At 70.9% G+C, this 25970-nt stretch carries 27 protein-coding genes; all 27 read left to right on the top strand.

Features of this window, described 5'->3' with window-relative positions; translation table 11 throughout:
- Positions 1 to 21: 21 nt before the first annotated feature.
- Positions 22 to 1095 (top strand): UDP-3-O-(3-hydroxymyristoyl)glucosamine N-acyltransferase, encoded by a 1074-nt coding sequence (lpxD, locus tag ACQY5G_RS12585; protein WP_428274475.1) that lies wholly within the window; start codon positions 22 to 24, stop codon positions 1093 to 1095.
- Positions 1092 to 1973, top strand: a complete 882-nt coding sequence (gene lpxC, locus ACQY5G_RS12580; RefSeq protein WP_428274473.1) for a UDP-3-O-acyl-N-acetylglucosamine deacetylase — start codon at positions 1092 to 1094, stop codon at positions 1971 to 1973. The genes lpxD and lpxC overlap by 4 nt, the downstream gene beginning before the upstream one ends.
- Positions 1973 to 2401, top strand: a complete 429-nt coding sequence (gene fabZ / locus ACQY5G_RS12575) for a 3-hydroxyacyl-ACP dehydratase FabZ (protein WP_428274471.1) — start codon at positions 1973 to 1975, stop codon at positions 2399 to 2401. The genes lpxC and fabZ overlap by 1 nt, the downstream gene beginning before the upstream one ends.
- A complete protein-coding gene (lpxA, locus tag ACQY5G_RS12570) occupies positions 2401 to 3252 on the top strand; it encodes an acyl-ACP--UDP-N-acetylglucosamine O-acyltransferase (protein WP_428274470.1) in 852 nt (283 codons plus the stop codon). Before fabZ ends, lpxA begins: the two co-directional genes overlap by 1 nt.
- Entirely contained in the window at positions 3249 to 4223 is a 975-nt protein-coding gene (locus ACQY5G_RS12565) for a Gfo/Idh/MocA family protein (RefSeq protein WP_428274468.1), read from the top strand. Before lpxA ends, ACQY5G_RS12565 begins: the two co-directional genes overlap by 4 nt.
- Entirely contained in the window at positions 4201 to 4335 is a 135-nt protein-coding gene (locus tag ACQY5G_RS12560) for a hypothetical protein (RefSeq protein ID WP_420616682.1), read from the top strand. The genes ACQY5G_RS12565 and ACQY5G_RS12560 overlap by 23 nt, the downstream gene beginning before the upstream one ends.
- A complete protein-coding gene (locus tag ACQY5G_RS12555; RefSeq protein ID WP_428278696.1) occupies positions 4332 to 5516 on the top strand; it encodes a lipid-A-disaccharide synthase in 1185 nt (394 codons plus the stop codon). The genes ACQY5G_RS12560 and ACQY5G_RS12555 overlap by 4 nt, the downstream gene beginning before the upstream one ends.
- Complete coding sequence (locus tag ACQY5G_RS12550) at positions 5510 to 7195, top strand: tetraacyldisaccharide 4'-kinase (RefSeq protein WP_428274466.1); 1686 nt, start codon at positions 5510 to 5512, stop codon at positions 7193 to 7195. Before ACQY5G_RS12555 ends, ACQY5G_RS12550 begins: the two co-directional genes overlap by 7 nt.
- Positions 7192 to 7668, top strand: a complete 477-nt coding sequence (locus tag ACQY5G_RS12545) for a 23S rRNA (pseudouridine(1915)-N(3))-methyltransferase RlmH (RefSeq protein WP_428274464.1) — start codon at positions 7192 to 7194, stop codon at positions 7666 to 7668. The genes ACQY5G_RS12550 and ACQY5G_RS12545 overlap by 4 nt, the downstream gene beginning before the upstream one ends.
- Positions 7669 to 7687: 19 nt before the next feature.
- Positions 7688 to 8428 (top strand): class I SAM-dependent methyltransferase, encoded by a 741-nt coding sequence (locus ACQY5G_RS12540; RefSeq protein WP_428274462.1) that lies wholly within the window; start codon positions 7688 to 7690, stop codon positions 8426 to 8428.
- Positions 8425 to 9999 carry a bacillithiol biosynthesis cysteine-adding enzyme BshC gene (bshC, locus tag ACQY5G_RS12535; RefSeq protein ID WP_428274461.1) on the top strand — a complete coding sequence of 525 codons (1575 nt, stop codon included), beginning with the start codon at positions 8425 to 8427 and terminating at the stop codon, positions 9997 to 9999. The genes ACQY5G_RS12540 and bshC overlap by 4 nt, the downstream gene beginning before the upstream one ends.
- 95 nt (positions 10000 to 10094) lie before the next feature.
- Positions 10095 to 10394 (top strand): hypothetical protein, encoded by a 300-nt coding sequence (locus ACQY5G_RS12530; protein ID WP_428274459.1) that lies wholly within the window; start codon positions 10095 to 10097, stop codon positions 10392 to 10394.
- Positions 10327 to 11973 (top strand): murein biosynthesis integral membrane protein MurJ, encoded by a 1647-nt coding sequence (murJ, locus tag ACQY5G_RS12525; protein WP_428274457.1) that lies wholly within the window; start codon positions 10327 to 10329, stop codon positions 11971 to 11973. Before ACQY5G_RS12530 ends, murJ begins: the two co-directional genes overlap by 68 nt.
- Positions 11970 to 13874: an excinuclease ABC subunit UvrC gene (gene uvrC, locus ACQY5G_RS12520; RefSeq protein ID WP_428274455.1), complete on the top strand. Its 1905-nt coding sequence runs from the start codon at positions 11970 to 11972 to the stop codon at positions 13872 to 13874. Before murJ ends, uvrC begins: the two co-directional genes overlap by 4 nt.
- Positions 13874 to 14065 (top strand): hypothetical protein, encoded by a 192-nt coding sequence (locus ACQY5G_RS12515; RefSeq protein ID WP_428274453.1) that lies wholly within the window; start codon positions 13874 to 13876, stop codon positions 14063 to 14065. The genes uvrC and ACQY5G_RS12515 overlap by 1 nt, the downstream gene beginning before the upstream one ends.
- Positions 14062 to 15417: a glutamate--tRNA ligase gene (locus ACQY5G_RS12510; RefSeq protein ID WP_428274452.1), complete on the top strand. Its 1356-nt coding sequence runs from the start codon at positions 14062 to 14064 to the stop codon at positions 15415 to 15417. The genes ACQY5G_RS12515 and ACQY5G_RS12510 overlap by 4 nt, the downstream gene beginning before the upstream one ends.
- 39 nt (positions 15418 to 15456) lie before the next feature.
- Complete coding sequence (locus ACQY5G_RS12505; protein WP_428274451.1) at positions 15457 to 16590, top strand: threonine synthase; 1134 nt, start codon at positions 15457 to 15459, stop codon at positions 16588 to 16590.
- Positions 16591 to 16673: 83 nt separating this feature from the next.
- Positions 16674 to 18008: a tetratricopeptide repeat protein gene (locus tag ACQY5G_RS12500; RefSeq protein ID WP_428274449.1), complete on the top strand. Its 1335-nt coding sequence runs from the start codon at positions 16674 to 16676 to the stop codon at positions 18006 to 18008.
- A gap of 100 nt (positions 18009 to 18108) precedes the next feature.
- Positions 18109 to 19386 carry a DUF512 domain-containing protein gene (locus ACQY5G_RS12495; protein ID WP_428274447.1) on the top strand — a complete coding sequence of 426 codons (1278 nt, stop codon included), beginning with the start codon at positions 18109 to 18111 and terminating at the stop codon, positions 19384 to 19386.
- Positions 19387 to 19397: 11 nt separating this feature from the next.
- Positions 19398 to 20717, top strand: coding sequence for a ribosome biogenesis GTPase Der (gene der / locus ACQY5G_RS12490; RefSeq protein WP_428274445.1), 1320 nt, complete (start codon positions 19398 to 19400; stop codon positions 20715 to 20717).
- Positions 20714 to 21358 (top strand): glycerol-3-phosphate 1-O-acyltransferase PlsY, encoded by a 645-nt coding sequence (gene plsY, locus ACQY5G_RS12485; protein ID WP_428274443.1) that lies wholly within the window; start codon positions 20714 to 20716, stop codon positions 21356 to 21358. The genes der and plsY overlap by 4 nt, the downstream gene beginning before the upstream one ends.
- Positions 21355 to 22365, top strand: a complete 1011-nt coding sequence (locus tag ACQY5G_RS12480; RefSeq protein ID WP_420616668.1) for an NAD(P)H-dependent glycerol-3-phosphate dehydrogenase — start codon at positions 21355 to 21357, stop codon at positions 22363 to 22365. The genes plsY and ACQY5G_RS12480 overlap by 4 nt, the downstream gene beginning before the upstream one ends.
- Positions 22366 to 22406: 41 nt before the next feature.
- Positions 22407 to 22769: a MerR family transcriptional regulator gene (locus ACQY5G_RS12475; RefSeq protein WP_428274441.1), complete on the top strand. Its 363-nt coding sequence runs from the start codon at positions 22407 to 22409 to the stop codon at positions 22767 to 22769.
- Positions 22766 to 23533 carry a 5'/3'-nucleotidase SurE gene (surE, locus tag ACQY5G_RS12470; protein WP_428274439.1) on the top strand — a complete coding sequence of 256 codons (768 nt, stop codon included), beginning with the start codon at positions 22766 to 22768 and terminating at the stop codon, positions 23531 to 23533. Before ACQY5G_RS12475 ends, surE begins: the two co-directional genes overlap by 4 nt.
- A complete protein-coding gene (locus ACQY5G_RS12465; protein WP_428274437.1) occupies positions 23515 to 24195 on the top strand; it encodes a protein-L-isoaspartate(D-aspartate) O-methyltransferase in 681 nt (226 codons plus the stop codon). The genes surE and ACQY5G_RS12465 overlap by 19 nt, the downstream gene beginning before the upstream one ends.
- Positions 24192 to 25103 carry a DUF368 domain-containing protein gene (locus ACQY5G_RS12460; protein ID WP_428274435.1) on the top strand — a complete coding sequence of 304 codons (912 nt, stop codon included), beginning with the start codon at positions 24192 to 24194 and terminating at the stop codon, positions 25101 to 25103. The genes ACQY5G_RS12465 and ACQY5G_RS12460 overlap by 4 nt, the downstream gene beginning before the upstream one ends.
- 90 nt (positions 25104 to 25193) lie before the next feature.
- On the top strand, positions 25194 to 25889 hold the full coding sequence (locus tag ACQY5G_RS12455; protein ID WP_428274433.1) for a tetratricopeptide repeat protein: 696 nt from the start codon (positions 25194 to 25196) through the stop codon (positions 25887 to 25889).
- Positions 25890 to 25970: the final 81 nt, after the last annotated feature.

Here is a 25970-nt window from a genome sequence, read left to right as displayed (position 1 = left end):
CGGGTCCGGCCCGGTCCGCGAATGACGACGTTCACGGTCTCCGATCTCGCTCGTCGCGTGGGCGCGGATGTGCTGGGCGATCCCGACCGCCGATTGAGCGGAGTCGCCTCGCTCGACCTCGCCGGCCCGGGAGACCTCGCATTCTTCGCCCGCGAAGCGATGCGGGAAGCCGTCCGGGTGACGCGGGCGGGGGCCGTGCTGACCCCGCGCAGCTTCGAACCGCGCGAGCTCCGGTTCAGCGTCCTGAAGGTCGACGACCCTCATCTGTCCTTCGCCGCGATCGTGCGGCTCTTTCATCCGGAGCCCCCGCCGCCGCCGGGAATCCACCCCTCCGCCCGGGTCGACGAGGGGGCTCGGATCGGGGAGGCGGTGTCGCTGGGCCCGGGCGCAGTGGTGGAAGACGGGGCCCGGGTGGGGCGCGGGACGTGGGTGGGGCCGGGGACGCTGATCGGCCGCGGAGCCCGGATCGGGGTCGATTGCCGGCTCGGCCACGCCGTCTCCGTCCTCCACGGCGTCGAGCTGGGCGACCGGGTGCGGGTGCATGCCGGCGTCCGCATCGGGACGGACGGCTTCGGGTACGTGCCGGGGCCGGACGGGGCGCACAAGGTGCCGCAGATCGGCGGCTTGGTGATCGGAGATGACGTCGAGATCGGGGCGAACTGCACGATCGACCGCGGCGCGCTCGACGACACGCGGATCGGGGACCGGACCAAGCTCGACAACCTCGTGCATGTGGGGCACAACGTGCGGATCGGGAGCGATTGCCTCATCGCGGCGCACGTCGGCATTGCGGGAAGCTGCGACATCGGTGCCGGAACGCAGTTCGGCGGCCAGGCCGGCGTAGCGGGCCACCTGACGATCGGTGCCGGCGCGCGTATCGCGGGCCAGACGGGCGTGGTCCAGGATGTGCCGGCCGGAGCGGAGCTGGGAGGGACGCCGGCCCGGCCTCAGCGTTCGTGGCTGAAGGAGGCCGCACACCTGAGCCGGCTGCCGGACCTCTTCCATCGCGTCGCGCGGCTCGAGCGGTGGCTGGGCGCCCGCGGCGAGGGCGAGCGGCCCGCCCGGCGGGACGGGCCGGACGAAGAAGGCGCTTGACCGCGAAACAGCGCACGATCGCGCGGGCCGTGGAGGTCCGCGGGTACGGAATACACACGGGGGAGCCCTCCGTCGTCAGGCTTCGTCCCGCGCCCGAAGACGGCGGTCTGCGCTTCCGCCGCACGGATCTTCCCGGTGCGCCGGAGATACCGGCGACGGTGGAGTCCGTTCACTCCACCCACCGCGAGACCGCCCTCCGACGGGGTGAAGCCGTGGTTCGCACCGCCGAACATGTGCTCGGCGCGGCGCACGGGCTGATGCTCGACAACCTCTTGATCGACGTCTCCGGGCCGGAACCGCCCGCCCTCGACGGGAGCGCCGGCGCGTGGTGCGACCGGCTGCTGGAAGCCGGGCCCGTCGCGCAGGACGCGGAGGCGCCGTGCCTCCGGATCGACCGCCCCCTGCGCCTCTCCATCGGGAAGACCCGGTACGATGTCCTTCCCGCGGATTCCGGCCGGATATCGGCGACGATCGACTTCGACCACCCTCTTATCGGGCGGCAGTCGGCCAGCGCGCGGCTGGAACCCGTGGAGTTCCTGCGGGCGATCGCGCCGGCCCGCACCTTCGGGCTGTCCGAATGGAGGGAGACGCTGCGTGAGCGGGGACTCGCGCTCGGAGCGACGCGGGACAACACGCTCGCGCTCTCCGCGGACGGGCTCGAGGCCGGACAGAGACTCCGTTTCCCGGACGAGTTCGTGCGCCACAAGATTCTCGACATCATCGGCGATCTCGCACTCGTGGGCGCGAGACTGCAATGTCATGTGGTCGCGGAACGACCGGGACATCACGGCAATCTGGAACTCGCCCGCCGGCTCGTGTCGTGCGGCACGACACGGGGAGCCGGATCACGGGAGAACGAGATGAACGAGGAAGGGTGATGGACGTCACCGAAATACTGAACATCCTCCCGCACCGGTATCCGATGCTTCTGGTGGACCGCGTGCTCGAGATCGAACCGGGGCAGCGGATCGTCGGCCTGAAGAACGTGAGCGCGAACGAACCGTTCTTCGCGGGGCACTTTCCGGGCCGTCCCGTGATGCCCGGGGTGCTCATCATCGAGGCGCTGGCCCAGTGCGGGGGACTTCTGCTGATGAACGGCCTCGAGAACCCCGAGGACAAGGTCATCTACTTCCTTTCGGTGGACGGCGTGAAATTCCGGCGGCCCGTCATCCCCGGCGACCAGCTGATCCTGGAACTCGATCTCGTCCAGGGGCGGGCCACGCGCGGAAAGCTGAAGGGCGTGGCCCGGGTCGACGGCAGGGTCGCGGCGGAGGCCACGATTCTGGGACAGGTCATGGACCGGTGATGTCGGCGGGCTACGCGCCGGGGCGCCATGCGACGGCCGTCGTCGATCCATCGGCGAACATCGCATCGAGCGCGACCGTGGGCCCGTACACCGTGATCGGCCCCGACGTGGTGGTCGGCGAACGGGTGCGCATCGGCCCGCACGTACTCATCGAACGGGATACGCGTGTGGCCGAGGATGTGCGCATCGCGAAGGGCGCCGTCCTGGGTTCGGACCCGCAGGACCTCAAATACGCCGGAGAACGCACCTTCCTGGAGATCGGGCCCCGCACCGTCGTGCGCGAGTTCACGACGCTGAACCGGGGGACGGCCGCGAGCGGCGTGACTTCGGTCGGGGCGGACGCGCTCGTGATGGCCTACGTGCACATCGCCCACGACTGCCTTATCGGGGATCACGTCGTACTCGCGAACGGCGTGACGATGGGAGGACACGTCGAGATCGGAGACTGGGGCATCGTCGGAGGGCTGACGGGCATCCACCAGTTCACCCGGATCGGCCGGCATGCGATGGTCGGAGGAGGCGCGCGCGTCTCGCGGGACGTGGCACCGTACACGCTCGCGGGGGGAGGCCGGACCCGCACGTACGGCGTCAACCGCATCGGCCTCGAACGCCGGGGATTCGAGCCGGAGGCGATTCGCGCGCTGCAGGCCGCCTACCGGACGATCTTCCGGTCGGGCGAGCCGCTCCGGGCGAGTCTCGACCGCGTCCGGCGGGGAGACATGACCCCCGAGGTGCGGGAACTCGTGGAGTTCATCCGCGATTCCGAACGCGGCGTGACCGCCACCCGCGTCGGACCGGACGACGACCTCCCGCCGGGACCGCGCGAGGCGAAGACCCGGCCTGCCGTGTGAGCCGGATCCCGGCGGGCGTCGTCGGGGTCGGGAAGCTGGGCGCGGAGCACGCCCGGCTCCTGGCGCAGAGCGACGCGTTCGAGTTGGAGGGGGTCCACGACCGGTCGACCGCGCGGGCCAGGGAGGTCGCGGACACCTTGTCCGTGCCCGCCTTCGAGGAGGCCGGGACGCTGCTCGACCGGGTCGAAGCCGTCGTCGTTGCGGTGCCCACCGTGTCGCACCGCGAAGCGGCGGCCGCCGCGATCCGCGCGGGGTGCCACGCACTCGTCGAGAAGCCGCTCGCAAGCAGCCTCGCGGAGGCGGACGAGATCCTCGCGCTCGCGGAGGAGAAGGGCGTCGTTCTCGGGGTCGGACACGTCGAGCGCTTCAACGGCGTCCTCCTCGCCGCGGAACCGTGGCTCGATCGGCCGCGCTTCATCGAGTCCCTGCGCATGGCCCCGTTTCAACCCCGCGGGGCGGACACCACCGTGATCCTGGATCTCATGATCCACGACATCGACCTCGTCCTCACGCTGACGGAGGCGCCGCTGGCGGACGTGCGCGCGGTGGGCGTACCCGTCATCTCACCCCGGATCGACCTCGCCAACGCGCGCCTCTGCTTCGAGGACGGCACGGTGGCGAACATCACCGCGAGCCGGGTGGCGCTGAAGGCGCTGCGGAAGCTGCGGTTGTTCCAGCGCTCCGGGTACTTCAGCTTGGATCTGGCGGCCGGAACGGGACATCACTACAGGCGGCGCGACCCGCGGACCGTGACCGAAATCACGGGCGTGGAAGCCCTGGTGGAGCATGTGCCGCTGGAGGCTCGCGGCGGCGAGGCGCTCGGCCGGGAACTCGAGGCCTTCGCCGACGCGATCGCGGGACGTCCCAGCCGCCTGGTATCGGGTCACGCGGGCAGGGACGCGCTGGAAGTCGCGATCCGGATCACCCGCGAAATCGAGGAGTTCGTACATGTCGTTGATCAAGATTCGTGAGGAGCGGAAGAAGCTCGGAGGGGCGGTCAAGAGGGGACCCCGAACCCTGGTTCTCCTCATTCTCCTTGCGCTTGTCCTCATGCTGATGGCCTACCTCGGCCGACTGTCCTGACCCCACGTCCACCGCCGGCGATCTTCATCTCCGCCGGCGAATCCTCGGGGGACCACCACGGCGCGGCGGTCGCACGGGAGATCCGCCGGAAGCTGCCCCGGGCGAGGCTGTTCGGGATGGGCGGCCGTGAGATGGAGGCGGCCGGAGTGTCGAGGGTCGCCAGGCTGGACGAGTTGTCGGTCATGGGGGGGACGGAGGTGCTGCGGCGTCTGCCCGGCTTCCTTCGACTCGAGCGCAGGATCCGGCGCCTCTTCGTGACGGAGGACGTCCGGCTGTTTCTTCCGATCGACTACCCGGGGCTGAACCTCAGGCTCGCCCGGAGCGCGCGCCGGCAGGGACGCCGGGTCCTCTACTACATCGCGCCTCAGGTGTGGGCCTGGCGGGAGGGCCGGGCGGGAAAACTGCGGCGCGATTGCGACCGCGTCCTCACCGTGCTCCCCTTCGAGGCGGCGCTCCTCGAACGACACGGCGTGCGCACGGACTTCGTCGGGCACCCTCTGCTCGACGCGACGTCCGCTCCCGATGGCGGCGCGGGGGCTCACGCGGCGATGGAGTCTCCCGCAGCGAGCGAGGTCCGCGCCTCCGGTGGGGACAGGGTGATCGGGCTCTTTCCGGGATCGCGGGCGCAGGAGGTGCGGCACATGCTTCCCGTCTTCGCGGAAACCGCGCGACGACTCGCGGGGCGGCACCCGGATCTCGATTTCATCATCGCGCGCCCCCCGCATCTGCCGGAATCGCTCTATGCGGCAGCGGGGTTCCCGACCGCGGGGGCGCGTGAGGCCACGGAGCGGTCGTGGGCCGCCCTCACGAAATCCGGCACGATCACGCTCGAACTCGCCCTCGCGGGCGTGCCGATGGTGGTGGGCTACCGCATGGGCAGGGTGGAGTGGGCCATCGGTCGCCGGCTGGTGCGCGTTCCCTCCATCGTGCTCGTCAACCTCGTGGCGGAGGCGCCGGTCGTTCCGGAATTCCTCCAGGATCGGCTGACGGCGGAGCAAGCGGCAGAGGCGCTCGAGGGGCTCCTCCGTGAAGAGGCGCCGGCACGCCGGGAGATGCTTCGCGGCTTCGGGATCGTTCGCGAGCGGCTCGGGAAGCCGGGGTGCGCGGCCCGGGTCGCGAGGCACGCGATCGAACTTCTGGGGGACTCCGATTCCCGGGGTCGCCCCGGCGGACCGTGCTGAGCGCCCGCCGCATCCCGCCGGGCGTCGCGGTCCGACTCGTGCGGGCCGTCCTTCCGGTCAGCCGGACGTGGCGCTTCCGGCACCCCGACGACCCCGGCCGTCCGTACCGGCCTCGGCTGACGCATGAAATCCACGCATGCTGGCACGAACACCTCCTCCCGCTCACATGCCTCTTCGCGGGGCAGGAACTCGCGACGCTCGCGAGCCGTGACCGCGACGGCGAGATCGTCTCGCGCGTCCTCCGACGCCTCGGCTACCACGTGGCCCGGGGCTCGAGCACCCGCGGCGGTTCGGCCGGCTTCCGGCAGCTGGCCCGCTCCTTCGCGTCGGGACGCGGCGTGATCATCACGGGGGACGGGCCGTGCGGCCCCCGGCGGTCGTTGAAGGAAGGCACGGCGCGCATCGCGGCGCTGACCGAAAGCTCCGTGACCGTGGTCGGGGTCGCGGCATCTTCGGGCCTGCGGCTCCCGAGCTGGGATCGCTTCCTCATCCCCGCCCCCGGAGCCACGGTCTTCGTGTCGCTGGCGCCGGTCGGGGAGGGCGATGCGCCGGACACTGGAAACATCCAGGCCGCACTCCGGCGCGAGGCGGCCCGCTGCGAGCAGGCGGCGCGGGAGACGCGTCGCATTCCAGTGCGGCGCTCGCTCGAACTCCGCCTTCGCAACCAGTGGCGCCGCCCGCGCCCGGCGCTCCCGCTGAGAGGGATGGCCCGCATCTACGGCGGCCTCCACGACGGCCGGCATCGCCTGTACGATCTTGGGATCCTCGCCACGCACTCCGCCGGCCTCCCCGTGATCTCGGTCGGCGGCGTGACGGCCGGGGGAAGCGGGAAGACGCCGCTCGCCGCCCGCATCGCCCGCACGCTTCGGGAAGCCGGGCACCGTCCGGCCATTCTCGCGCGGGGATACGTCGACGAACTCGATCTGCTCGCGCACGAGGCGCCGGGGGCGTCGATCCGCGGTCACCCGGACCGGCTCCGGTCCGGGCGGCGGGCGGCGGCGGCGGGAGCGACCGTCGCCATCGTAGACGATGGCTTTCAGCATCGCCGGCTCTCCCGCGACCTCGACGTCCTCGTTCTCGACCGGGACGCGCTTCGCCGTACCAACCGGGAGCGCCTCCCCGCCGGTCCCTTTCGCGAGCGCTGGGAACGTGCCGTGCCCCGTGCCGACGCGATCCTCATCACCGGGCGGGAGCCGTGGACGGCCGAACTCTCCCGCTTCGACGCCGCACTCCGGGTCCGTTGCGGCAGTCTGGCCCCCGGCGTCCCGGTGGCGACGGGCGTGTTCGGGCACGGCCCCCCCGAGGCCGCGAACGCGGGAGCGCGCCGCTGGTCGGGGTCGCCGGCCCCCCGGCTCGCCTTGACCGGGATCATGAAGCCCAATCTCTTCTTCGCGGAGGCCGGCGCCGCGTGCGCGTCGGTTCGGGAGCGGCTCGCGCTGAGCGATCACGGGACGCCATCGGCACGGGAGCGGACGGCCGCGATCCGGGCGGCGGGGCGGGGCGGCGTGCTCACCACCCGCAAGGACCTTTCCCGACTTCGCCCGCTCTTCGACCCGGGCCTGCCGATCTGGGTTCTCCCCGAGACTTTCATATGGAAGGCCGGCTGGGAAGACGTGAGACGCCTGATTATCGATGCGGCATCGGGTCGGAAAGACCGTGATTCGGCGGCCGAGGGGTGACGCGGATCCTCGTGGCCTCGGTCGGACGGAACCGGGCCACCGCTCTGCGGAGGGCGACGGAGGAGTATGAAGACCGCCTGCGCCGGTACGTCCGGTTCGAGGCCGTTCTCGTCGATCCGGCTCGACTGCCCGATGCGCGCGCATCGGAAGCGCGGGAGCGGGAGGGGGCGGCCCTCGAGCGGCGACTCCCCGGCGAACTGGACCTCATCGTCCTCACACGCGAAGGCGAGCGCTGGACGACGCGGGCCCTCGCGGACTACCTCGACGACATGCGCACCTATGGGCGGCCGGGAGCCGCGTTCGCGATCGGAGGGGCGCACGGACTCGCCCCGGGGCTGCTCGCCCGCGCCCGCACCCGGCTCGCGCTCTCGGACATGACGCTCCCGCACGAGGTCGCCCGACTCGTCCTCACGGAGCAGCTCTACCGGGCAGCCACGATTCTCCGTGGCGAACCGTACCACAAGGGACCGTGAGCGACCCGTGGTCGGACCGATGAGCGCCCCGGCCGAGTGGTTCAGGGACTGGTTCGGCCGAGCCTACCTCGAGCTGTATCCGCATCGGGATGAGGAGGAGGCCGCCCGGGCGGTCGGACTCTACCGCGAGCGCGCGGGACTCGCGCCGGGCGCCCGCGTCCTCGACCTCGCCTGCGGCGCGGGACGGCACCTGCAGCGTCTCCGGGCGGCGGGCCTGCGGGCGGTCGGGATCGACCTTTCCGCCCCGCTCCTCGATGCGGCGCGAGCGCGCCCGGGCGTGGACGGATCCCTCATCCGCGCGGACATGCGCGGGCTTCCCTTCGCCGCCGGGACGTTCGATGGTCTCGTGAACTTCTTCACCTCCTTCGGCTACTTTCTCACGCCGGAGGAAGACATCGAGGTTCTGCGGGAGATCCGGCGCGTGCTCCGGCCCGGCGCCCCCTTCCTGATGGACTATCTGCACGCGGCGTGGGTCATCGACCGCCTCGATCCGGAGTCCGTGGGCGAGATCAACGGAACTCCCGTGCGGCAGACGCGGTGGGTGGAGGGAGACCAGGTGTTCAAGCGAATCGAAATCGGAGGAACCGCGGGCCGTGAGCCGGAGGTCTACCACGAGCGCGTGCGCCTCTATTCGCCGGAGGCGCTGCGCGGGCTCCTGCGCGAGCATGGACTCGAGGCGACGAACGCCTTCGGCGGCTATGACGGAACGCCGTTCAGGAGCGACTCCGCTCGCCTGCTTCTGATGGGACGGACCCTTTGAGTCCGGCGGGGAACCCGGAAATCCTCCCGCGGCCCCTGGGCGTCCCCGGCTCAATCGCGCACACCGTCCTGGACGCGGGCGACGTCGGCTTTCTCCCTCTCGCCAGCGATCTTGCCCCGACCGCCCCTCCGTCTCCTCGCCATTCGCGGCTTGGGCCCGACGCCTTCGGTGTTTCCGGACCGGGTGTCCGCGCGCGCCTCGAGTCCGTCCTCCGGGGGGAGGGAGTCTTCGTCACCACGGGGCACCAGCCCGTCCTTCTGCTCGGGCCCATCTACGTCCTCTACAAGGCCCTCACCGCCATCTCGCTCGCCGCTCGACTCGAGGAAACCCTCGGCGCCCCCGTCGTCCCCCTGTTCTGGATCGCCTCGGATGACCACGACTGGGACGAGGTGGGTAGCGCGACGATCCTCGACCGTTCGGACGCGCTGCGGACGCTCGCGCTCCCGGTCCCCGATGGCGGCGAGCGCCGTTCCGTGGGATCCCACGTCCTCGACGGCTCCGGGATGGATATCCTCGGCGCTCTGCCTGAACTCGTTCCTGATTCGGAGTTTACGGCGCACTACCTGGAGTTGATCCGAGATGCCTACGTCGAGGGGCGACCGGTCTCCGCCGCCTTCGCCCGCTTCCTCGCGGGAGTGGTCGGCGATCGGGGATACGCATGGATCGATTCGGCGCACCCGGAGCTCCGGCGCGCCGCGGCTCCGTTCCACGACCGGCTTCTTTCGGACTGGGACGGGATCCTCGAGGCGGAGGCGGCGGGCGCGCGCGCGTTGCAGGCGAAGGGTTTCGAGGCGCCGATCTCGCGCGTCGGGGATGCGCTGCCGCTCTTCTTCGACGAGGGCGGCGGGAGGCATCGCGTCCGGCGGGAGGAGACGGCGTCGCCGGAACGCTGGCGCGAACGGCTGGAGGCCGCGCCCGAGGGCTTTTCGCCGAACGTCGCATCCCGCCCCGCGCTCGAATCCTGGCTCCTCCCCGTGGCCGCGACGGTGCTGGGGCCCGGCGAGATCGCCTACTGGAGCCAACTCGGGCCGCTGTTCGGCGCCCTCGATGTCCCTGTGCCGTCCATCCATCCGCGCGCGGCGTGGATGCTCGTCGAGGCGCGCACGCGACGGGTTCTCGATCGGACCGGTCTGTCCCCGCAGGATCTTGCCGCGGGGGCGGAGCCGGTCGTCGAACGCCTCACGCGGGAGGCGCGGCCGGAAGCGGTAAAGCGGGCGCTCGACCGTTTCCGGGAGGACGCCGGGACGGGGATGGCCGCGATCGAGGAGGCCGTGGCCGAAGACGTGCCGGGTCTGCGAGGGGCGGCGGGGAAGATGCGGAAGGGCATCTTCGATGCGGCCTCGGAACTGGGCCGCCAGGTGGACCGCGCGACCCGGGAACGACTCGATGTCCGGCTGGGCCAGGTGCGCCGCGCAGGGGCGAACCTCTTCCCGCGGCGGCGACCTCAGGAAAGGGTACTGAATCCGCTCTCCTTTCTCTGCCGCTACGGCCCCGGACTCGTGGAGCGGCTGGCCCGCGAGACCGATCGCCGGGTCGCGTCCTTCTTGGCGGGTCGCGCGGGAGATGGATAGCTTGCGGCGTTCGCGGGTACATCGTTTCGGTGGGCACTCGCGAGCAGACGTTTTTCCACGGGGGGCGCGACAATGAGCGGCACGGGAGATCCGAGATGACCTTCGCCTTCATGGTCGTCCTCGGGCTGATCGTCCTCATCCCGGTGCTCGCCATCGTGATCGACTCGCCCCTCTCCGAAGCCCTCGCGCGCCGGATCGGGAACACCGAGCCCGGAACGAACCAGTCCGCGCGCATCGACGCGCTCGAGCAGGAAATCCAGTACCTGACGCAGGCCGTCGAGGGCATCCGGGAAGAGACCGCCTTCGTGCGCGCGCTCGTGGAAGGAGATGAAGCGCTCCCGGCACTCCCCACCGGGGACGCGGGGCGGCCGGCCGAAAACGGCGGGGAGCGCTGATCTGACCGAGGGGAAGGCGCCGGGACAGGGCCGTTCCGCGACGCGCGTCGCCGCCGGTATTCTCGCCAGCCGCATCACCGGGTTTCTGCGGGACGTCATCATCGCCGCCACCTTCGGCGTCGGGCCCGTCACGGACGCCTACGCGGCCGCGCTCAAGATTCCGAACGCCTTTCGCAACCTCCTCAGCGAGGGCGCGCTCTCCGCCTCCTTCGTGCCGGTGTTCTCCTCGTTGATGGAGCGGGGCGAAACGGCCGCGGCGCGGAGGCTCGCGCAGGGCGTCCTGGGCGGCCTCCTACTCCTCTCCCTCCTCGTCGTGGCCGCGGTCGTCGCCGCCGCGCCCTGGCTCCTGGGGATCCTCGCGCCCGGCTACGACGCGGAACTGAGCGAGCTTACGACGCGCCTCGTCCGCATCCTCTTCCCCATGTCCGGCGTGATGATCGTCGGTGCGTGGTGCCTCGGAATCCTGACGAGCCACCGCCGTTTCTTCCTCCCCTTCGTCGCGCCCGTCGTCTGGAACCTGTCCCAGATCGGCGGGCTCCTGCTGGGGGCGCGGATGGGCTGGGCGCCGCTCATCGTCGTGCTCACCTGGTCCACCCTCATCGGAAGTGTGCTGCAGGTCGCCGTCCAGCTCCCCGCCGTGTACCGCCTGCTCGGGACGCTCCGCCCCCGAATCGACCTCCGCTTCGAGCCCACGCGGCGCGTGGCGCGCAACGCCATGCCCGTCGCGGCGGGGCAGGGGATCTTTCAGCTCTCGAGCCTGACCGACGTGTTCGTCGCGAGCCTCCTCGCCGAGGGGGCGCTCACGGGCATCTACTTCGCCCAGCGCATCGCCATGGTGCCGATGGCGCTGTTCGGCGCCTCCGTGGCCGTGGCGGCGCTGCCCGAGATGTCCCGAGAGAAGGGAGTCGAGGCCCTGCGGTCCCATCTTTCCACGGGCGTGCGGCGGGTCGCCTACTTCATCCTTCCGTCGGTCGCCGTGCTCCTCCTGCTCGGGGACCTCGTGACCTCGCTCATCTACGAACGGGGCGCCTTCGAGGCCGAACACGTACCGGTCGTGCAGTGGGGCCTGGGCGCCTACGCGCTGGGACTCGTCGCGACGGGTCTCACGAAGCTGTTCGCCAGCGCGTTCCACGCCCTCCAGGACACGCGGACGCCGGTGAAGTACGCCATGGCCGGGGTGGGGACCGGCATCCTGATCGGGGCCGCGACCGCGCTGTGGATGGAAGACCGCGGGTTCGGGCTGCGCGCGGCGGCGGGCCTCGTCTTCGGCGGCTCCGTCGGCGCCTGGGTCAACCTCGTCCTCCTCATGCGGGGCCTTCGGCGGCGGGGCGCGGGCGGGTGGTTCCGCCCCGTGCGGCGTTCGCTCGGCCGGATGGCGGTCGGCGCCAGCCTCGCGGCCGTCGCCTTCCTGGCGGTTCGCTCTCTGCTCGGGGGCCTCCTCCCGGACGGATTCCTCGGCGACGCGACCCTCCTCGCGGCCGCGCTCGTCGCTGGCGGGGTCTGCTACGCCGCCTGCGCCGGCCTCCCGACCGGGCTCCGGACCGTCGGCGAACCCCCGGCGGCGGAGCGGAGGGAATGAGCGGGGAGGGAGGGACGCGAGGGCCGGATCTCGACGCGCTTCGCCAGCAGGCGCGGGGGCTGGACCACGAGCCGGGCGTCTATCTGTTTCGCGATGCGGCGGGGGAAGTCCTCTACGTGGGAAAGGCGAAATCGCTCCGGTCGCGCGTCGCCTCCTATTTCGGGGCCGAGGCGAGCCGCTCCGTGAAGGTCATCCGCCTCGTGCGGGAGATCGACAGCATCGAGACCTTCCCCGTGCGCTCGGAAGCCGAAGCGCTCCTCCTCGAGTGGAATCTCATCCGCGAGTTCGGTCCGCGCTTCAACATCCAGCTCCGCGACGACAAGAGCTATCCGTACATCAAGGTCACGATCACGGAGCCCTTCCCGCGGATCTTCGTGACGCGCCGGCTGAGGGATGACGGCTCGCGGTACGTCGGCCCCTTCACCGACGTCGGGGCGATGCGCCGGGCGCTGCGCGCGATCAAGAAGATGTACACCGTGCGGTCGTGCCACTACCGGATGCCGGCGGAGCTTCCGCCCCGACCCTGTCTGGACTATCACATCGGGCGCTGCAAGGCGCCGTGCGCGGGCCTCCAGTCCGAAGCGGACTATCGGACGATGATCGACGAGATCCTCGAGATCCTCGGCGGGCGTACGGGGGCCGTCAGGCGCTCCGTGGAGCGCCGGATGGCGGAGGCCGCCGAAGCGCTGGACTATGAACGGGCGGGGGAGTTGAGGGATGTCCTGCGCGGCCTCGATCAACTGGAGAGCCGGCAGGCCGCGATCGACCCCCGGGGCGGGAGTCGCGACGTGATCGGATTCGCGCGCCGGCCGGCGGACGGGGCGGTGTGCGGCGTCGTGCTGAAGGTGCGGGAGGGAAGGCTCGTCGGCCGCCGGATCCACTATCTCGCGAACGTCGGGGACGAGCCGGACGAAGCCGTGCTCGGGGCCCTGGTGAAGGGGTACTATCTGCGCCAGGCGGACGATGTCCCCTCGGAACTCCTCGTGCCGGAGCCGTTCGACGAGCAGGATCTCGTGGAGGAGTACCTTTCGGGCGTCGCCAGCCACCGCTTCCGCATCCGGGTGCCCGCGCGCGGGCCGAGACTGGAGCTGACGCGGGCCGCGAGCCGGAACGCGGCGCACGTGCTGGAGCGGGACCGGGTGGAGCAGGGAGATGAGGCGGCGACCGGGGTCGAGGCGGCGCTACCCTCGCCCGCCGCGGCGCGGCTCGCGGAGGCGCTCGAGCTGGAGGCGCCGGCGCGGGACATCGTCTGCTTCGATGTGTCGACGCTCGCGGGCCGTGAGTCGGTCGGGAGTAGCGTGTGGCTCCGGGACGGACGGCCGCACAAGGACGAGTACCGAAAGTTCCGGATCCGGGACTCGGAGGAGGGACAGACCGATGACTACGCGATGATGCAGGAGATCGTCTCGCGCTACTTCGACCGCCGCGTCCGGGAGGGGGGCGCCCTGCCGGACCTCGTCGTCGTGGACGGGGGCAGGGGACAGCTCTCGGCCGCGCGGCAGGCCATGGATGGCGCGGGTGTCTCCGACCTGCCCACGGTGGCCCTCGCGAAGCGCGAAGAGGAGGTGTTCCGGCCCGGGACCCCGACCCCGTTGCGGCTTCCGCGCGCCGACCCGGGGTTGCACTGGCTGCAGCGGGCGCGCGACGAGGCCCATCGCTTTGCGCTCCGGTACAACCGGACGCTGCGCCGGCGGCGGGCCCTCAGATCGAGGCTCAGCGAGATCCCGGGGGTGGGACCGGAGCGCGAGCAGCGTCTGCTGGAGCGGTTCGGCAGTCTCGACCTCATCCGTCGGGCCACCCCGGCGCAGCTCGCGCGCACGCCCGGGATCGGCGAGGCGACGGCAACGTCGATCCTCACCGCCCTCCACGAGGAGGATCCGGGCGGGGGAGCCGCCTCGTGATGCGCGGCGGACGTCCCCCGGCGGGCCTGTGCGCGCGCTGCCGTCACCGCCGCTGGATCCGGAGCGACCGCGGATCCGCTTTCCTCCTCTGCCGACTCTCGCGCGACGACGCGCGCTTTCGGCGCTATCCGACGCTGCCCGTGCTGCGTTGCGCCGGCTTCCAGGCGGAAGCGGAAGAAGAGGCGCCATGACCCCTCCGACCGCTTCGACGGCGCGGGTCCGAACCCGGTTCGCCCCGAGCCCGACCGGAGCCCTCCACCTGGGCAACGCGCGCACTGCGATCCTGAACTGGCTCTTCGCCCGACGGCACGGCGGCGCCTTCGTGCTCCGGCTCGAGGACACGGACACCGAGCGCGCGGTACCGGGGGGAGAGGAGATGATCTACGAGGCGCTCGACTGGCTCGGCATCTCCCCGGACGAGGGACCGCGGGAGGGAGGGCCGTTCCCGCCATACCGCCAGTTGGCGCGCGCCGAACGCCATCGGGCCCGGGCGGAGGAGTTGCTGGAATCGGGGAAAGCGTTCCGCTCCGGAGGAGAGACCGCCATCCGGCTTCGCATCGAATCCGGGCCGGTCGAGTTCACGGACCTCCTTAAGGGCACGCTCGCGATCGACGGCGACGATCTGGGGGACCTCGTTCTCGTGCGGAGCGATGGGCGGCCCACCTACAACTTCGCGGTCGCGGTGGACGACATCGAGATGGAGATCAGCCACGTGATCCGGGGCGTGGGCCATCTCTCGAACACACCCAAGCAGGTTCTCCTGTACCGGGCCTTCGGGGTCGAGCCGCCCGCGTTCGTCCACATCCCGACCGTCCTCGCCCCCGGGGGAGGGAAGCTCTCCAAGCGACGCGGGGCGGCCGGGGTTCTCGACTACCGGGAGCGGGGGTTCCATCCGGACGCGCTGCTCAACTACCTGTCGCTCCTCTCGTGGTCCTCCGTGGACGGGGAGGAGTTCCTGAGCCGGGAGGCGCTCGTGGAACGGATCGACCTCGACCGGCTGGGAGCGGCCGATGCCGAGGTGGACGAGGAGAAGATGACCTGGCTCTCCGGACAGCACCTGCGGGCGGGACCCGCCGAGCGGCTGGCCCGCGACTGGGCGCCGTGGCTCGACGTGGAAGGGCTGGGGCTGGACGACGCGGATCTCCGTCGCGCGGCGGAGGTCTTCGCCAAACGGACGCGTCTCTTCTCCGACGTCACGTCCGAGGTCGAGCCGATCTACCGCGTGCCGGAGACCGGCGGGTCCGCCGCGCGGGAGTTGCTCTCCGCTCCGGCGGCGGAGACCGCGATCCGCCTCGCCCGCGCGGCGTGGGCCGATACGGCGTGGCGACCCGAACCCCTCGCGGCGGCGCTGCGCGGCGCGATGCGGGACGCCGGGCTCGCGGGGCGTACCTTCTTTCCGCCCGTCCGGGTCGTCCTGACCGGCCAGCTTCACGGACCCGACCTCGGCGAGGTCGCCTACGCGCTCGGACGGGAGCGCACCCTGTCCCGGCTCGCGGCGGCGGTGCCGTCCACGCGGCCCGAGGCGGGCGGCGACACGAGCTGACGGCACCATACACACCACCCGGGAGAAGGAGCGAAGCGTATGAGTTGGCGCCTTGAATGCGGTCTGTGCGGGCGATCCGTCGCGCGGGGGCTGGCCACGGTGTGCCGCGACTGCGGGAAGCCGCTGCTGGCCCGGTACGACCTCGGAGCCCTGGACGGTGAAGCGCTGCGGCGGGCATGGGCCGGGCGACAGGGCGGGATGTGGCGTTTTCGGGAGATCATGCCCATCGAGCCCGACGAAGATCCGGTGACGCTGGGCGAAGGCGGCACGCCCCTGCTCGAGATCGACGTCGGAGGGGAGTTCGAGGGCCTCACCCTTCTCGTGAAGGACGAGGGCCTCAACCCCACCGGGAGCTTCAAGGACCGCGGCCTGTGCGCCGCCGTCACGCGGGCGGTGCACGAGGGCGCGACGGACCTCGTCATCCCGAGCGCGGGCAACGCCGGCGCGGCCCTCGCGGCCTACGCGGCGCGCGCGGGAGTGACCTGCCGCCTCTTCATCCCGGAGGACACGCCGGAGGGCGTCGCCCGGCGCTGCGAGCACTACGGCGCCGACATCGTCCGGGTCGACGGGCTCATCGACGAATGCGGCCGCCTCTCCGCCGAGTACGGCGCCGAAACGGGCGCCTTCAACATCTCCACGCTCAAGGAGCCCTACCGGATCGAGGGGAAGAAGACGATGATGCTCGAGATCGTCGAAGCGCTCGGCTGGCGGGCGCCCGACGCCATCGTCTACCCCACCGGCGGCGGCACCGGCCTCATCGGCAGCGCCAAGACGCTGGCGGAGCTGCGGGCACTGGGCCTGATTGACGGGGACACGCGCCTCTACGCCGTGCAGGGCACGGGCTGCGCGCCCATCGTGCGCGCGCACGCCGCGGGCGAGACGTATGCCGAGCCGTGGCGGAACGCCTCGACCGAGGCGTGGGGACTCCGGGTGCCGGGAGCGCTCGGAGACTTCCTGATGCTCGAAGCCATCCGCAAATCGGGCGGAGGCGGAGTCGCCGTTTCCGACGAGGCGATGAAGGACGGGGCCCTCACACTCGGCGCCGCCGGCGTGGGGGCCTCGATCGAAGGCGGAGCCACCCTCGCCGGGGCGCGCGAACTTCGGCGATCCGGAGAGCTGCGCGATGGGGAAACGGTCGTCCTTTTCAACACCGCGCATCTGCTCACGTATTAGTCGGCTGCGTTCGTGCGCCGGGGCAGCCTTCCGGCTATCTTGGCGCGGTCCAGGACTGTAAACAGAAACAGGGGTTCAGAACGATGTTGAACATGGTGCGTACTGGCGCGAGGACGGCGACCGCCGCGGCCCTGGCGTCGATCTTCACGTCCGCGGGACTCTTCGGGCAGGCGCAGGAATGCGAGTTCGACCCGAACAGCGCGGCCTCCACGGCCTCCGAAGCGCTTCAGCGACTCGCGGAAGCCGCCACAGCGGGGGACAGCCTGACGATCCTGATGGAGGCGTGGGAGGCGCTCGGGGCGGATCTGGACAGCGAGAATCCGGTCGTCCCCCTGCTGGGCGCGCAGGTCCAGATAGGCCTCGGCAACTTCCGCGATGCGGTGGAGTTTCTCGACCGCTACGACGCGACCGCGTCGCCCGAGTGCATGATGCACGGCGAGGCACAGCGCTACAACGGATGGGTCCGGCTCTACAACCAGGGCGTGACGGCCTACAGCGCAGCCGACAACGAAGCGGCGCTCGACGCCTTCATGCTCGCGAACGACTTCAAGCCCGACCTCCGCACGTACAGCAATGCGGCGCTCCTGCAGTCACAGATGGGAGACAACGCGGGCGCGATCGAGACGTACCAGGCCGCGCTCGCCGCGGACATTCCCGATGCGGACGCGGAGTCGTTGCAGACCGCCGTCCGCGGACTCGGCGACATGCTGGTGGCGGAAGGCCGGGCGGACGAAGCCCTCCAGACCTTCGCCGATTATCTGGCGAGGTACCCCGACGATGTCGTGATCCAGATCCGGTATGCGGGAGTCCTGGCCGATCAGGGGCAGACCGAGGAGTCTTCGGCGATCTATGCCGAGACCCTCGAGCGCACCGACCTGACGTACCAGCAGTGGCTCGAAGTCGGGGTGGGGTTCTACAACGCGCAGAACTTCTCGGACGCAGCCACCGCGTTCGGGAGCGCCCGCGAGGGGAATCCCTACAACAAGGAAGCGATGGAGAACTACGTCAACGCTTCCATCCAGTCCGGCCGCCCCGGGCCCGTCATCGCGCTCGCGGACACCCTGACGCAGTGGTATCCCTACGACGCGCTGGCGCACCAGCTGCACTTCCAGGCCCTCGGTCGCGCCGACATGAACGATCGGGCGATGGAGGTCATGGGGGAGGAGCAGGAGCTGCCGCTCTCCGTCACGTTCGCGCAGATGGCCGCCGCGGCCAACGGCCGGTACATCGTGCAGATCTCCTTCACGAACCGCACCGCCTCCGGCACGCTGCAGATCACGTTCGAGTTCGTCGACGCCGGCGGGCAGATCGTCAGGGAGGAGACGCAGACCTTCGACGCCGACTCCGGCGGCTTCACCTTCGAGCTCCAGTCCGACGTGCCCCTGGCCGGGTTCCGGTACGGGACGATCGAGGGCTGACCGCCCGCTCGCAGCGGGGCTTCAGCCACGGCCTGCCAGGCCGCCAGCCGCTCCCGGGAAGCGGGAGCGGCCCGCCTGCGGCAGCCCTACGCGCGAGACCATGATTCGAATCGCCAGCGTCAAGCCGGGGTCGATCGCAGCCGACCTCGAGTTGCCGGCGGGCCTCGCCGTGCTCGAGATCAACGGCAAGCCCGTTCGGGACAGCCTCGACCTTCTGTTTCACCAAGCGGAACCCGAGCTCCGCGTACTCGCCGAGCGGCGGACCGGCGAGCGGTTTCTGTTCGAGATCGAGAAACCCGACGACGAACCCCTGGGGATCGTCCCGGAGCCCGACAAGATCCGCCGCTGCACCAACGCGTGCCCGTTCTGCTTCGTGAAGGGAAACCCGAAACTCGACAAGCTTCGGGCGCCCCTCTATGTGAAGGATGACGACTATCGACTGTCCTTCCTTCACGGCCACTACATCACGCTGACGAACCTGCGTCCGGATGACTGGGACCGGATATTCGAACAGCGACTGTCCCCACTCTACGTGAGCGTCCACGCGACGGACCCGGCGGTCCGGCTCCGGATGCTGAAGAACCCCCGGAGCGCGAACATCGGGCAGGATCTCGACCGGCTGGCCGAGGGCCGCATCGTCGTCCACGCGCAGGTCGTCCTCTGTCCGGAGGTGAACGACGGCGAGCACCTGACGCGCACGATCGATGACCTTTATCGCCGCGGCGACGCGATCCGGTCGCTCTCCATCGTCCCCGTGGGCCTCACGTCGTGGAACGCGGCGCTGGGCGGGCGGACCCTCACGCCCGGGGAATGTCGCGCGGCGCTCGACGACGTCGACGCCATCCGCGAACGGGCGCTGTCGGAGCGGGGACAGGGGTGGTGCTACGCCGCCGACGAGATGTACCTGCAGGCGAGACTCGAACCGCCGGGCGCCGCGTACTTCGACGATCACGAACTCGAGAGCAACGGCGTCGGCGCGATCTCCACGCTGACGGACCGCGTGACCGGACAGCTGGAGGCGCTCGGCCCGCTGGAGGGGTGCAGGATCGTTGCGGTCACGGGGACGTCGATGGGACCCACGCTGACCCGTCTCGCGGGCCGCATCGCGCGGCGCACCGGCGCCGAAGTGTCGACCGTCGCGGTCGAGAACACGCTGTACGGGCCGATGGTCACGACGGCCGGCCTGCTGCCGGGCGCGGATCACCGGAACGCGCTCCACGACGCCGGCGACTTCGACGTGGCCCTCTTCTCCGCGCAGGCGCTGAACGACGCGGAGGTCTTCCTCGATGACGTGAGCCTCTCCGAGCTGCAGGCCGGTTTTCCCGGCCGCCGCGTCGAGCCTTCCGAGGACCTCGTCGACGTCCTTTCACGGCTCTGACGGCGATGGCCATGCACACGGTCGCCATCGTGGGCCGGCCCAATGTCGGCAAGTCGACCCTCTTCAACCGGATCCTGGGGCGTCGGGCCGCGATCGTCGCCGAGCAGCCCGGCGTGACGCGGGATCGGCAGTTCGCCGAGGCGGAATGGGCGGGACGGCACTTCCTTCTCGTCGATACCGGAGGCCTCGTCGTGCGGCCGGATGAGCACATCGACCTCGAAGTGCGCCGGCAGGCCGAGACCGCGATCGGCCACGCGGACGTCGTCGTCTTCGTCGTGGACGGCCGCGAGGGCGTCCAGCCCGTGGACCGGCACGTCGCGCAGCTCCTGCGCCGCTCCGGGCTGCCTGTGATCGTGGCGGCGAACAAGCTCGACGAACTCGCGGAAGCGATCGGGCACCTCGACTTCTACGAACTCGGCCTCGGCGACCCCACGCCGCTCGCGGCCCTCAGCGGCAAGGGATCGGGGGACCTCCTGGACCGTGTCGTCGCGGCCCTTCCCGAGTCGGCGGAGACGGAAGGGGGCGACGCCGACATCCGCATCGCGGTCATCGGGCGCCCCAACGTGGGCAAGTCCAGCTTCGTGAATCGTCTCCTCGGGGAAGATCGCGTCATCGTCCATGAAGAGGCGGGGACCACGCGCGACGCGATCGACACGGACCTCGTCCTGGGAGATCGCCGCATCCGTCTCATCGACACGGCCGGTCTCCGGCGCCGGGCGCGCATCGTGGACGACCTCGAATTCCTCGGACGGCTCCGGGCCGCCTCGGCGATCGGCCGGGCCGACGTCTGCCTCCTTCTCGTGGATACGCGGGACGGCGCGGCGAACCAGGACTTCCGGATCGGACACGAGGCGTGGGACGAGGGGAAGGGCCTCGTGTTCGTGGCCAACAAGTGGGACCTGATCGAGGACCGCGGGCCCACCGCGATGGCCGGCTTCGAGCGCGAACTCCGCGAGCGCGCGCACTATCTTCGCTGGGTGCCCATCATCACCTGCTCGGCGCTGACCGGGAAGCGGGTGCGGAAGGCCATCGACGTCGCGTTCGAGGTGCAGGCGGCGCGGGCGCAGCGCGTGCCCACGTCGGAGGTGAACGAGGTCCTTCAGCGACTCGTTGCGCGCCGGCAGCCTCCCCAGGGCGGGCGGGGCGACGTGCGGCTGCTGTACGGCAGTCAGGTGGCGGCGTCCCCGCCGCAGTTCGTACTCTGGTCCAACCGGCCACACGACCTCAAGGAGCACTATGTGAGATACCTCGTCGCCGGCTTCCGGGAGGCCTGGGGATTCGAGGGATCTCCCATACGGATCAAGCTGAAGAAGCGTTCGGGGCGCGAATGACGGCGCCGCTCCTGACGATCGCCGCCTATCTCATCGGGGCCTTCCCCACGAGCTACCTCGTCGGGCGCGCCTACGGGTACGACCTCCGGCGGGAGGGAAGCGGCAACCTCGGATCCACGAACGCCTATCGGGTGCTCGGGTTCTTTCCGGCCGCGGGCGTGCTCGTCGTGGATCTGCTGAAGGGGTTCGTGCCCGTGTGGTTCTTCCCGATGTGGGACGGGCGTACGGGCGGCTGGGTGCTCGCGTACGGGCTCGCCGCCATTTCGGGACATGTGTGGCCCGTGTACACGAGATTCAAGGGAGGGAAGGGGGTCGCGACCGCCGCCGGAACGATGGCCGCGCTGGTTCCGGTGGCCGTGATCATCGCCTTCTTCGTGTGGGTCGTGACGGTGATCCTCACGCGGACCGCCTCCATGGCGTCCCTCCTCTCCGCGGCCCTCGTGCCCATCATGGCGCGCGGCTCGGCGGCGCCGCGCTCCGTCGTGTCCTACGCGCTCCTCCTCGCCATCGCCGTCTGGTGGACGCACCGCTCGAACCTCGCGCGGATCGTGAGACGCGAGGAATTCCAGGTGGATTGGCGCCGGGGTCGACTCCCGCGCCGGGAGAGGACGAGGGAGAAGTCCCCGGAGGACGAGGCGTGAGCGGGCAGAGCGTCGCCGTGCTGGGTGCGGGCAGCTGGGGCACGGCGCTGGCGGATGTCCTCGTGCGGAACGGCCACGACGTGCGGCTCTGGGCGCGGGACGCCGCACACGCCGCCGCGATGCGCGAGACCGGGACGAACGAACGCTATCTGCCCGGAATCGAACTCGGCCGCCCGCTCGCCGTGACGTCGGATCTGGCCGAGGCGACGGACGGCACCGGCGTCGTGCTCTCCGTGTGCCCGTCGCACGCGGTGCGCGAGGTGCTGCGACGTGCCGCGCCCCACCTCGGCGATCAGATCCTGGTCTCGGCCTCGAAGGGGATCGAGCTCGGGACGCACCGGAGGATGTCGGAGGTCATCGTGGAGACGCTGGGCGAGGCCGCGGGATCGCGCACGGTGGTCCTCTCGGGACCCAGCTTCGCGGAGGAACTCCTGCGCGGGCTTCCGACGGCGGTCGTCGCCGCGAGCCGGAGCGAAGCCCACGCGCTCGCCGTGCAGACCCTGTTCCGGAACGGGTACTTTCGAGTGTACACGCAGCCGGATGTGGATGGCGTGGAGCTGGGCGGCGCCCTCAAGAACGTCATCGCGCTCGCGGCCGGGATCTCGGACGGGCTGGAGTTGGGGTCGAACGCGCGGGCCGCCCTCATCAACCGCGGGCTGGCGGAGATCGCGCGGCTCGCCCGGCACTTCGGAGCACGGGAAACGACGCTCGGCGGCCTCGCCGGGCTCGGGGACCTCGTCCTCACCTGCACGGGGCGCCTGAGCCGGAATCGCTCGGCGGGGCTCGCCATCGGGGCGGGTCGCCGGCCTTCGGAGGTGATCGGAGAGATGGACCAGGTCGTGGAAGGGTCGCGGACCGCGCGCGCCGCATACGAACTGAGCCGGGAGCTGGACGTGGAGATGCCGATCACGAGCGGTGTATATTCGATCCTGTACGAAGATATGGCGCCCCGGGAGGCGCTGGCGCGGCTCATGGCCCGGGAGCCGAAACCCGAACGCTGGGGCTAGCGAGGGCCTGCTCGCGACACCACACCAGGGGAGGGAAAAGCGTGTCCGACCGCATCGCCCCGAAGGAGTACTACTCGATCGGAGACGTGTGCGAGATCGCGGATCTCAAGCCGCACGTCCTCCGCTACTGGGAAACGCAATTCTCGGCGCTTCGCCCGACGAAGAACCGGGCGGGCAACCGGGTGTACCGCCCGAAGCAGATCCAGCTCGTGCAGCTCCTGCGGCACCTCCTCTATACCGAGCGGTACACGATCGAGGGCGCGAGGAGAAAGCTCGATCAGCTGCGCTCGGGCGGAGAACTCGCGGCCGAGGCGCGCGTGGCCTGGGACCGGGAGACGATCCGCGACCTCCGGGCGGAGGCCGACGAGCTGGTCCAACTCCTCGAGGACGGCGGGGCCGGGTGACCGAAGCCGAAAAACCCGTCCTCCTGTGCACGAACGACGACGGCGTGAAGTCGCCCGGGCTCGCGCTGCTCGCCCGTGTGGCCGACGCGTTCGGCGACGTGTGGACCGTGGCGCCGGACCGGGAGCAGAGCGCGACGAGCCATGCGCTCTCGCTCTTTCGTCCCCTCCGCGTGACGCAGGTCGGGCCGCGACGCTACATGGTGGACGGGACGCCGACCGACTGCGTTCTTCTCGCCGTCAAGGAGATCCTCGAGGCGCGGCCGCGTTTCGTCCTCTCGGGCGTCAACCACGGCGCCAACATGGGAGAAGATGTGCTCTACTCCGGCACCGTGGCCGCGGCGATGGAGGCGACGATCCTCGGCGTGCCCGCGATCGCCTTCTCGTTCACGGGGAGCGACGATCGCGTCCTCGAGAGCTACGAGGCGTTGCTCGGCCGGCTCATCGCCACCTGTCTCCATCGGGATTCCTTTCCGGACGAGACGTTCTTCAACATCAATCTCCCCGACCGGCCGGCGGGCGAGGTGGAGGGGATCACGGTGACGGCGCTCGGGCGCCGAGTGTACCACGACTCGCTCCGCCGGATTCACGATGAGGAAGGGACCGAGTACTTCAAGATCGGAGGCGGGCGTTCGGCCTGGAGCGGCCGGGGAGATTCGGATTTCCGCGCCGTGCGCGCCGGCTTCGTCTCCGTCACGCCGCTCCACCTCGACCTGACGAATTTTGAGCTGCTGAACGAGGTGAGGTCGTGGCGGCTTGGAAGTTGAGGGGGCGGGACCCGGCGGCGGATTACGGGCACGACCGCCGTCGTCTCGTGGAACGGCTCCGGGAACGAGGCGTGAACGACCTGGCCGTCCTGCATGCGTTCGACAGCGTCCCGCGACACGCGTTCGTCCCTGACGTGATGCGCGCCCGCGCATACGAGGACGTGCCGCTCCCCATCGGCCGGGGACAAACGATTTCGAGCCCGACGATCCACGCGCTCAGCCTCGAATACGCCGAGATCCGTCCCGGGCATCGCGTCCTCGAGGTGGGGACGGGGGCGGGGTTCCAGACGGCGCTCCTCGCGGCGCTCGGGGCGGAGGTGTACTCGATCGAGCGGATCGCACCCCTGTACGAGGCGGCCGCGCGCACGCTCGAGGGGCTCGGCGTGGAAGCGCGTCTCATGCACGGGGACGGGAGCCGGGGCTGGCCGGAATACGCTCCGTTCCAGGGGATCATCGTGGGCGCGGCCGCGGCCCGCCCGCCCGAAGCGCTGTTCGGCCAGCTCGCCGATGGGGGCCACCTCATCGTACCCGTGGGCACCCGGCGGCAGGAACTGCGGCGCTACACGCGGCGCGGAGACGACTTCGTGAAGGAGACGATCACGGGCGCCCGGTTCGTCCCGCTGATCGAGGGGCGCGGCGGAGCTCCGGAGCCAAGCCCGTGAGAGCCTGGGCCGGGCTGTACGCGAAGGGCCTCGCCATGGGGCTGGCGGATCTTGTGCCCGGGGTTTCCGGAGGGACGATCGCCCTCATCTCGGGCATCTACGACGAGCTCGTCGCCACGATCGCGGGTCTCGACCGCCGCCTGCTCGGGGCGTTGCGGGAGGGGGGGGTGCGCGGCGTCTGGCAGGCGGGCAACCTGGGCTTCCTCGCCGTCCTGCTCGCCGGCATCGCCACGAGCGTGTTCGGCTTCGCCGGGTTGCTGCACTGGCTGCTCGCGAACCGGCCCGTGGAGCTGTGGGCCTTCTTCTTCGGCCTCGTGGCGGCGTCCGTGCTGCTTGTCGGGCGGCGCGTCACCGATCGCCGGGCCGGCATCTGGACCCTTGCCGCCGCGGGGGCCGTGCTCGCCGTCGTCATCACGTCGCTGCCCCCGCTCGTCCGGTCCGACGCGCACCTCTTTCTCGCGGCGGCCGCGGCCGTGGCGGCGTGCGCCATGGTCCTGCCCGGCATCTCCGGCGCCTTCATCCTTCTCCTCCTGGGCGCGTACGCACCCGTGATCGCGGCCCTCCACAGCCTCGACCTGGTCCGGCTCGCGTTCGTGAGTCTCGGGATCGTCGCCGGCCTGCTCGCGTTCAGCCGCGTCCTGCGGCGCCTCCTCGCGCGTCACCGGACACCCACGCTGGCCGTACTCACGGGGTTTCTCGTCGGCTCTCTCAACGCGCTGTGGCCCTGGAAGGTGCGAATCCGTGAGCTGTACACGCACAGCGATGGCCGCATCGAGTGGTTGCAGGCGAACCGCTGGCCCGAGGGCGCCACCGAAATCTGGCCGGCGGTGGCTCTCGCGCTCCTCGGGGCGGTCGCCGTCCTCGCCCTTGAGCGCATCGCCGGCCCGCGCGGCGCCGGCCGCCCGTGACAGAATGCCAGTGTAGTAGCGGCGAACCACCGGGCCCGGTAGCTTCCACGCCGTTCAGCAACCGGGCAGGAAACGAGGAGGGAACGGGAGATGGCGGACGCGCTCGCCAGCGGCAAGACACCAGACGGAGGGGACGGTCGACAGGACGCTTTCGTCCGGTCCACGTTCCGTTTGGCGACCTGGGTCAACAAGAACATGCGGGCGGTGCTGGTCGGGGCCGCCGGCATCGCGATGGTCGTCGTGGGCATCGTGTATTACACGAACTTCCAGGCTTCGGTGCGCGAGCAGGCGGCGAACGAACTCGCAACGCTGCGAATGACCGCGACCGACCCCGAAATACTCATCGCCGACCTGGAAGCCTACGTCGACCGTTTCGACGGCGTGGCGGCGGCGAACGAAGGCCGGCTCCTCCTCGCCAGGACCTATCTCGACACGGAGCGGTCCGTGGAGGCTGCCCGGGTCGCGAGCACGATCACGGAGGCGCCGGACCGTCCCGTCGGACTCGCCGGCCGCACACTCCTCGCGGCGGCGCAGGAAGCGTCGGGAGACGCGGAGACCGCGCTCGCGACGTGGGAAGCCCTGGGAGAGACGGCGCGTTTCGCCTTCCAGCGCCGTGAAGCGCGCGCTTCCGCCGCAAGGATCCTCGCGGCGCTCGGCCGTCTCGAGGAAGCCGGGACCATTTTCGCCGCGATCGCGGAGGAAGCCGCCGGGGAGGACCCGGTGGAAGCGGGCGTCTACCGCCTCCGACTCGGGGAGATCAAGGCCCAGCTCGCAGGGAGCGGCTGACCTCAGCCCGTCCGGGGCGAATTCGGGAACACCCCGACAGAATCTCCGCAATTCCGTTGATCCTCGGTACAAGCAACGATG

It is taken from the genome of Candidatus Palauibacter sp. (genome assembly GCF_965261555.1).
GTDB lineage: Bacteria > Gemmatimonadota > Gemmatimonadetes > Palauibacterales > Palauibacteraceae > Palauibacter.
This window is presented reverse-complemented; position numbering and strand designations above follow the sequence as displayed.

What these genes read in the sequence shown, in the direction of transcription:
- lpxD (WP_428274475.1), top strand. Translation starts at nt 22, where the DNA reads ATGACGACGTTCACGGTCTCCGATCTCGCTCGTCGCGTGGGCGCGGAT.
- fabZ (WP_428274471.1), top strand. Translation starts at nt 1,973, where the DNA reads ATGGACGTCACCGAAATACTGAACATCCTCCCGCACCGGTATCCGATG.
- lpxA (WP_428274470.1), top strand. Translation starts at nt 2,401, where the DNA reads ATGTCGGCGGGCTACGCGCCGGGGCGCCATGCGACGGCCGTCGTCGAT.
- ACQY5G_RS12560 (WP_420616682.1), top strand. Translation starts at nt 4,201, where the DNA reads ATGTCGTTGATCAAGATTCGTGAGGAGCGGAAGAAGCTCGGAGGGGCG.
- ACQY5G_RS12540 (WP_428274462.1), top strand. Translation starts at nt 7,688, where the DNA reads ATGAGCGCCCCGGCCGAGTGGTTCAGGGACTGGTTCGGCCGAGCCTAC.
- ACQY5G_RS12530 (WP_428274459.1), top strand. Translation starts at nt 10,095, where the DNA reads ATGACCTTCGCCTTCATGGTCGTCCTCGGGCTGATCGTCCTCATCCCG.
- murJ (WP_428274457.1), top strand. Translation starts at nt 10,327, where the DNA reads ATGAAGCGCTCCCGGCACTCCCCACCGGGGACGCGGGGCGGCCGGCCG.
- uvrC (WP_428274455.1), top strand. Translation starts at nt 11,970, where the DNA reads ATGAGCGGGGAGGGAGGGACGCGAGGGCCGGATCTCGACGCGCTTCGC.
- ACQY5G_RS12515 (WP_428274453.1), top strand. Translation starts at nt 13,874, where the DNA reads ATGCGCGGCGGACGTCCCCCGGCGGGCCTGTGCGCGCGCTGCCGTCAC.
- ACQY5G_RS12510 (WP_428274452.1), top strand. Translation starts at nt 14,062, where the DNA reads ATGACCCCTCCGACCGCTTCGACGGCGCGGGTCCGAACCCGGTTCGCC.
- ACQY5G_RS12505 (WP_428274451.1), top strand. Translation starts at nt 15,457, where the DNA reads ATGAGTTGGCGCCTTGAATGCGGTCTGTGCGGGCGATCCGTCGCGCGG.
- ACQY5G_RS12500 (WP_428274449.1), top strand. Translation starts at nt 16,674, where the DNA reads ATGTTGAACATGGTGCGTACTGGCGCGAGGACGGCGACCGCCGCGGCC.
- ACQY5G_RS12495 (WP_428274447.1), top strand. Translation starts at nt 18,109, where the DNA reads ATGATTCGAATCGCCAGCGTCAAGCCGGGGTCGATCGCAGCCGACCTC.
- der (WP_428274445.1), top strand. Translation starts at nt 19,398, where the DNA reads ATGCACACGGTCGCCATCGTGGGCCGGCCCAATGTCGGCAAGTCGACC.
- plsY (WP_428274443.1), top strand. Translation starts at nt 20,714, where the DNA reads ATGACGGCGCCGCTCCTGACGATCGCCGCCTATCTCATCGGGGCCTTC.
- ACQY5G_RS12455 (WP_428274433.1), top strand. Translation starts at nt 25,194, where the DNA reads ATGGCGGACGCGCTCGCCAGCGGCAAGACACCAGACGGAGGGGACGGT.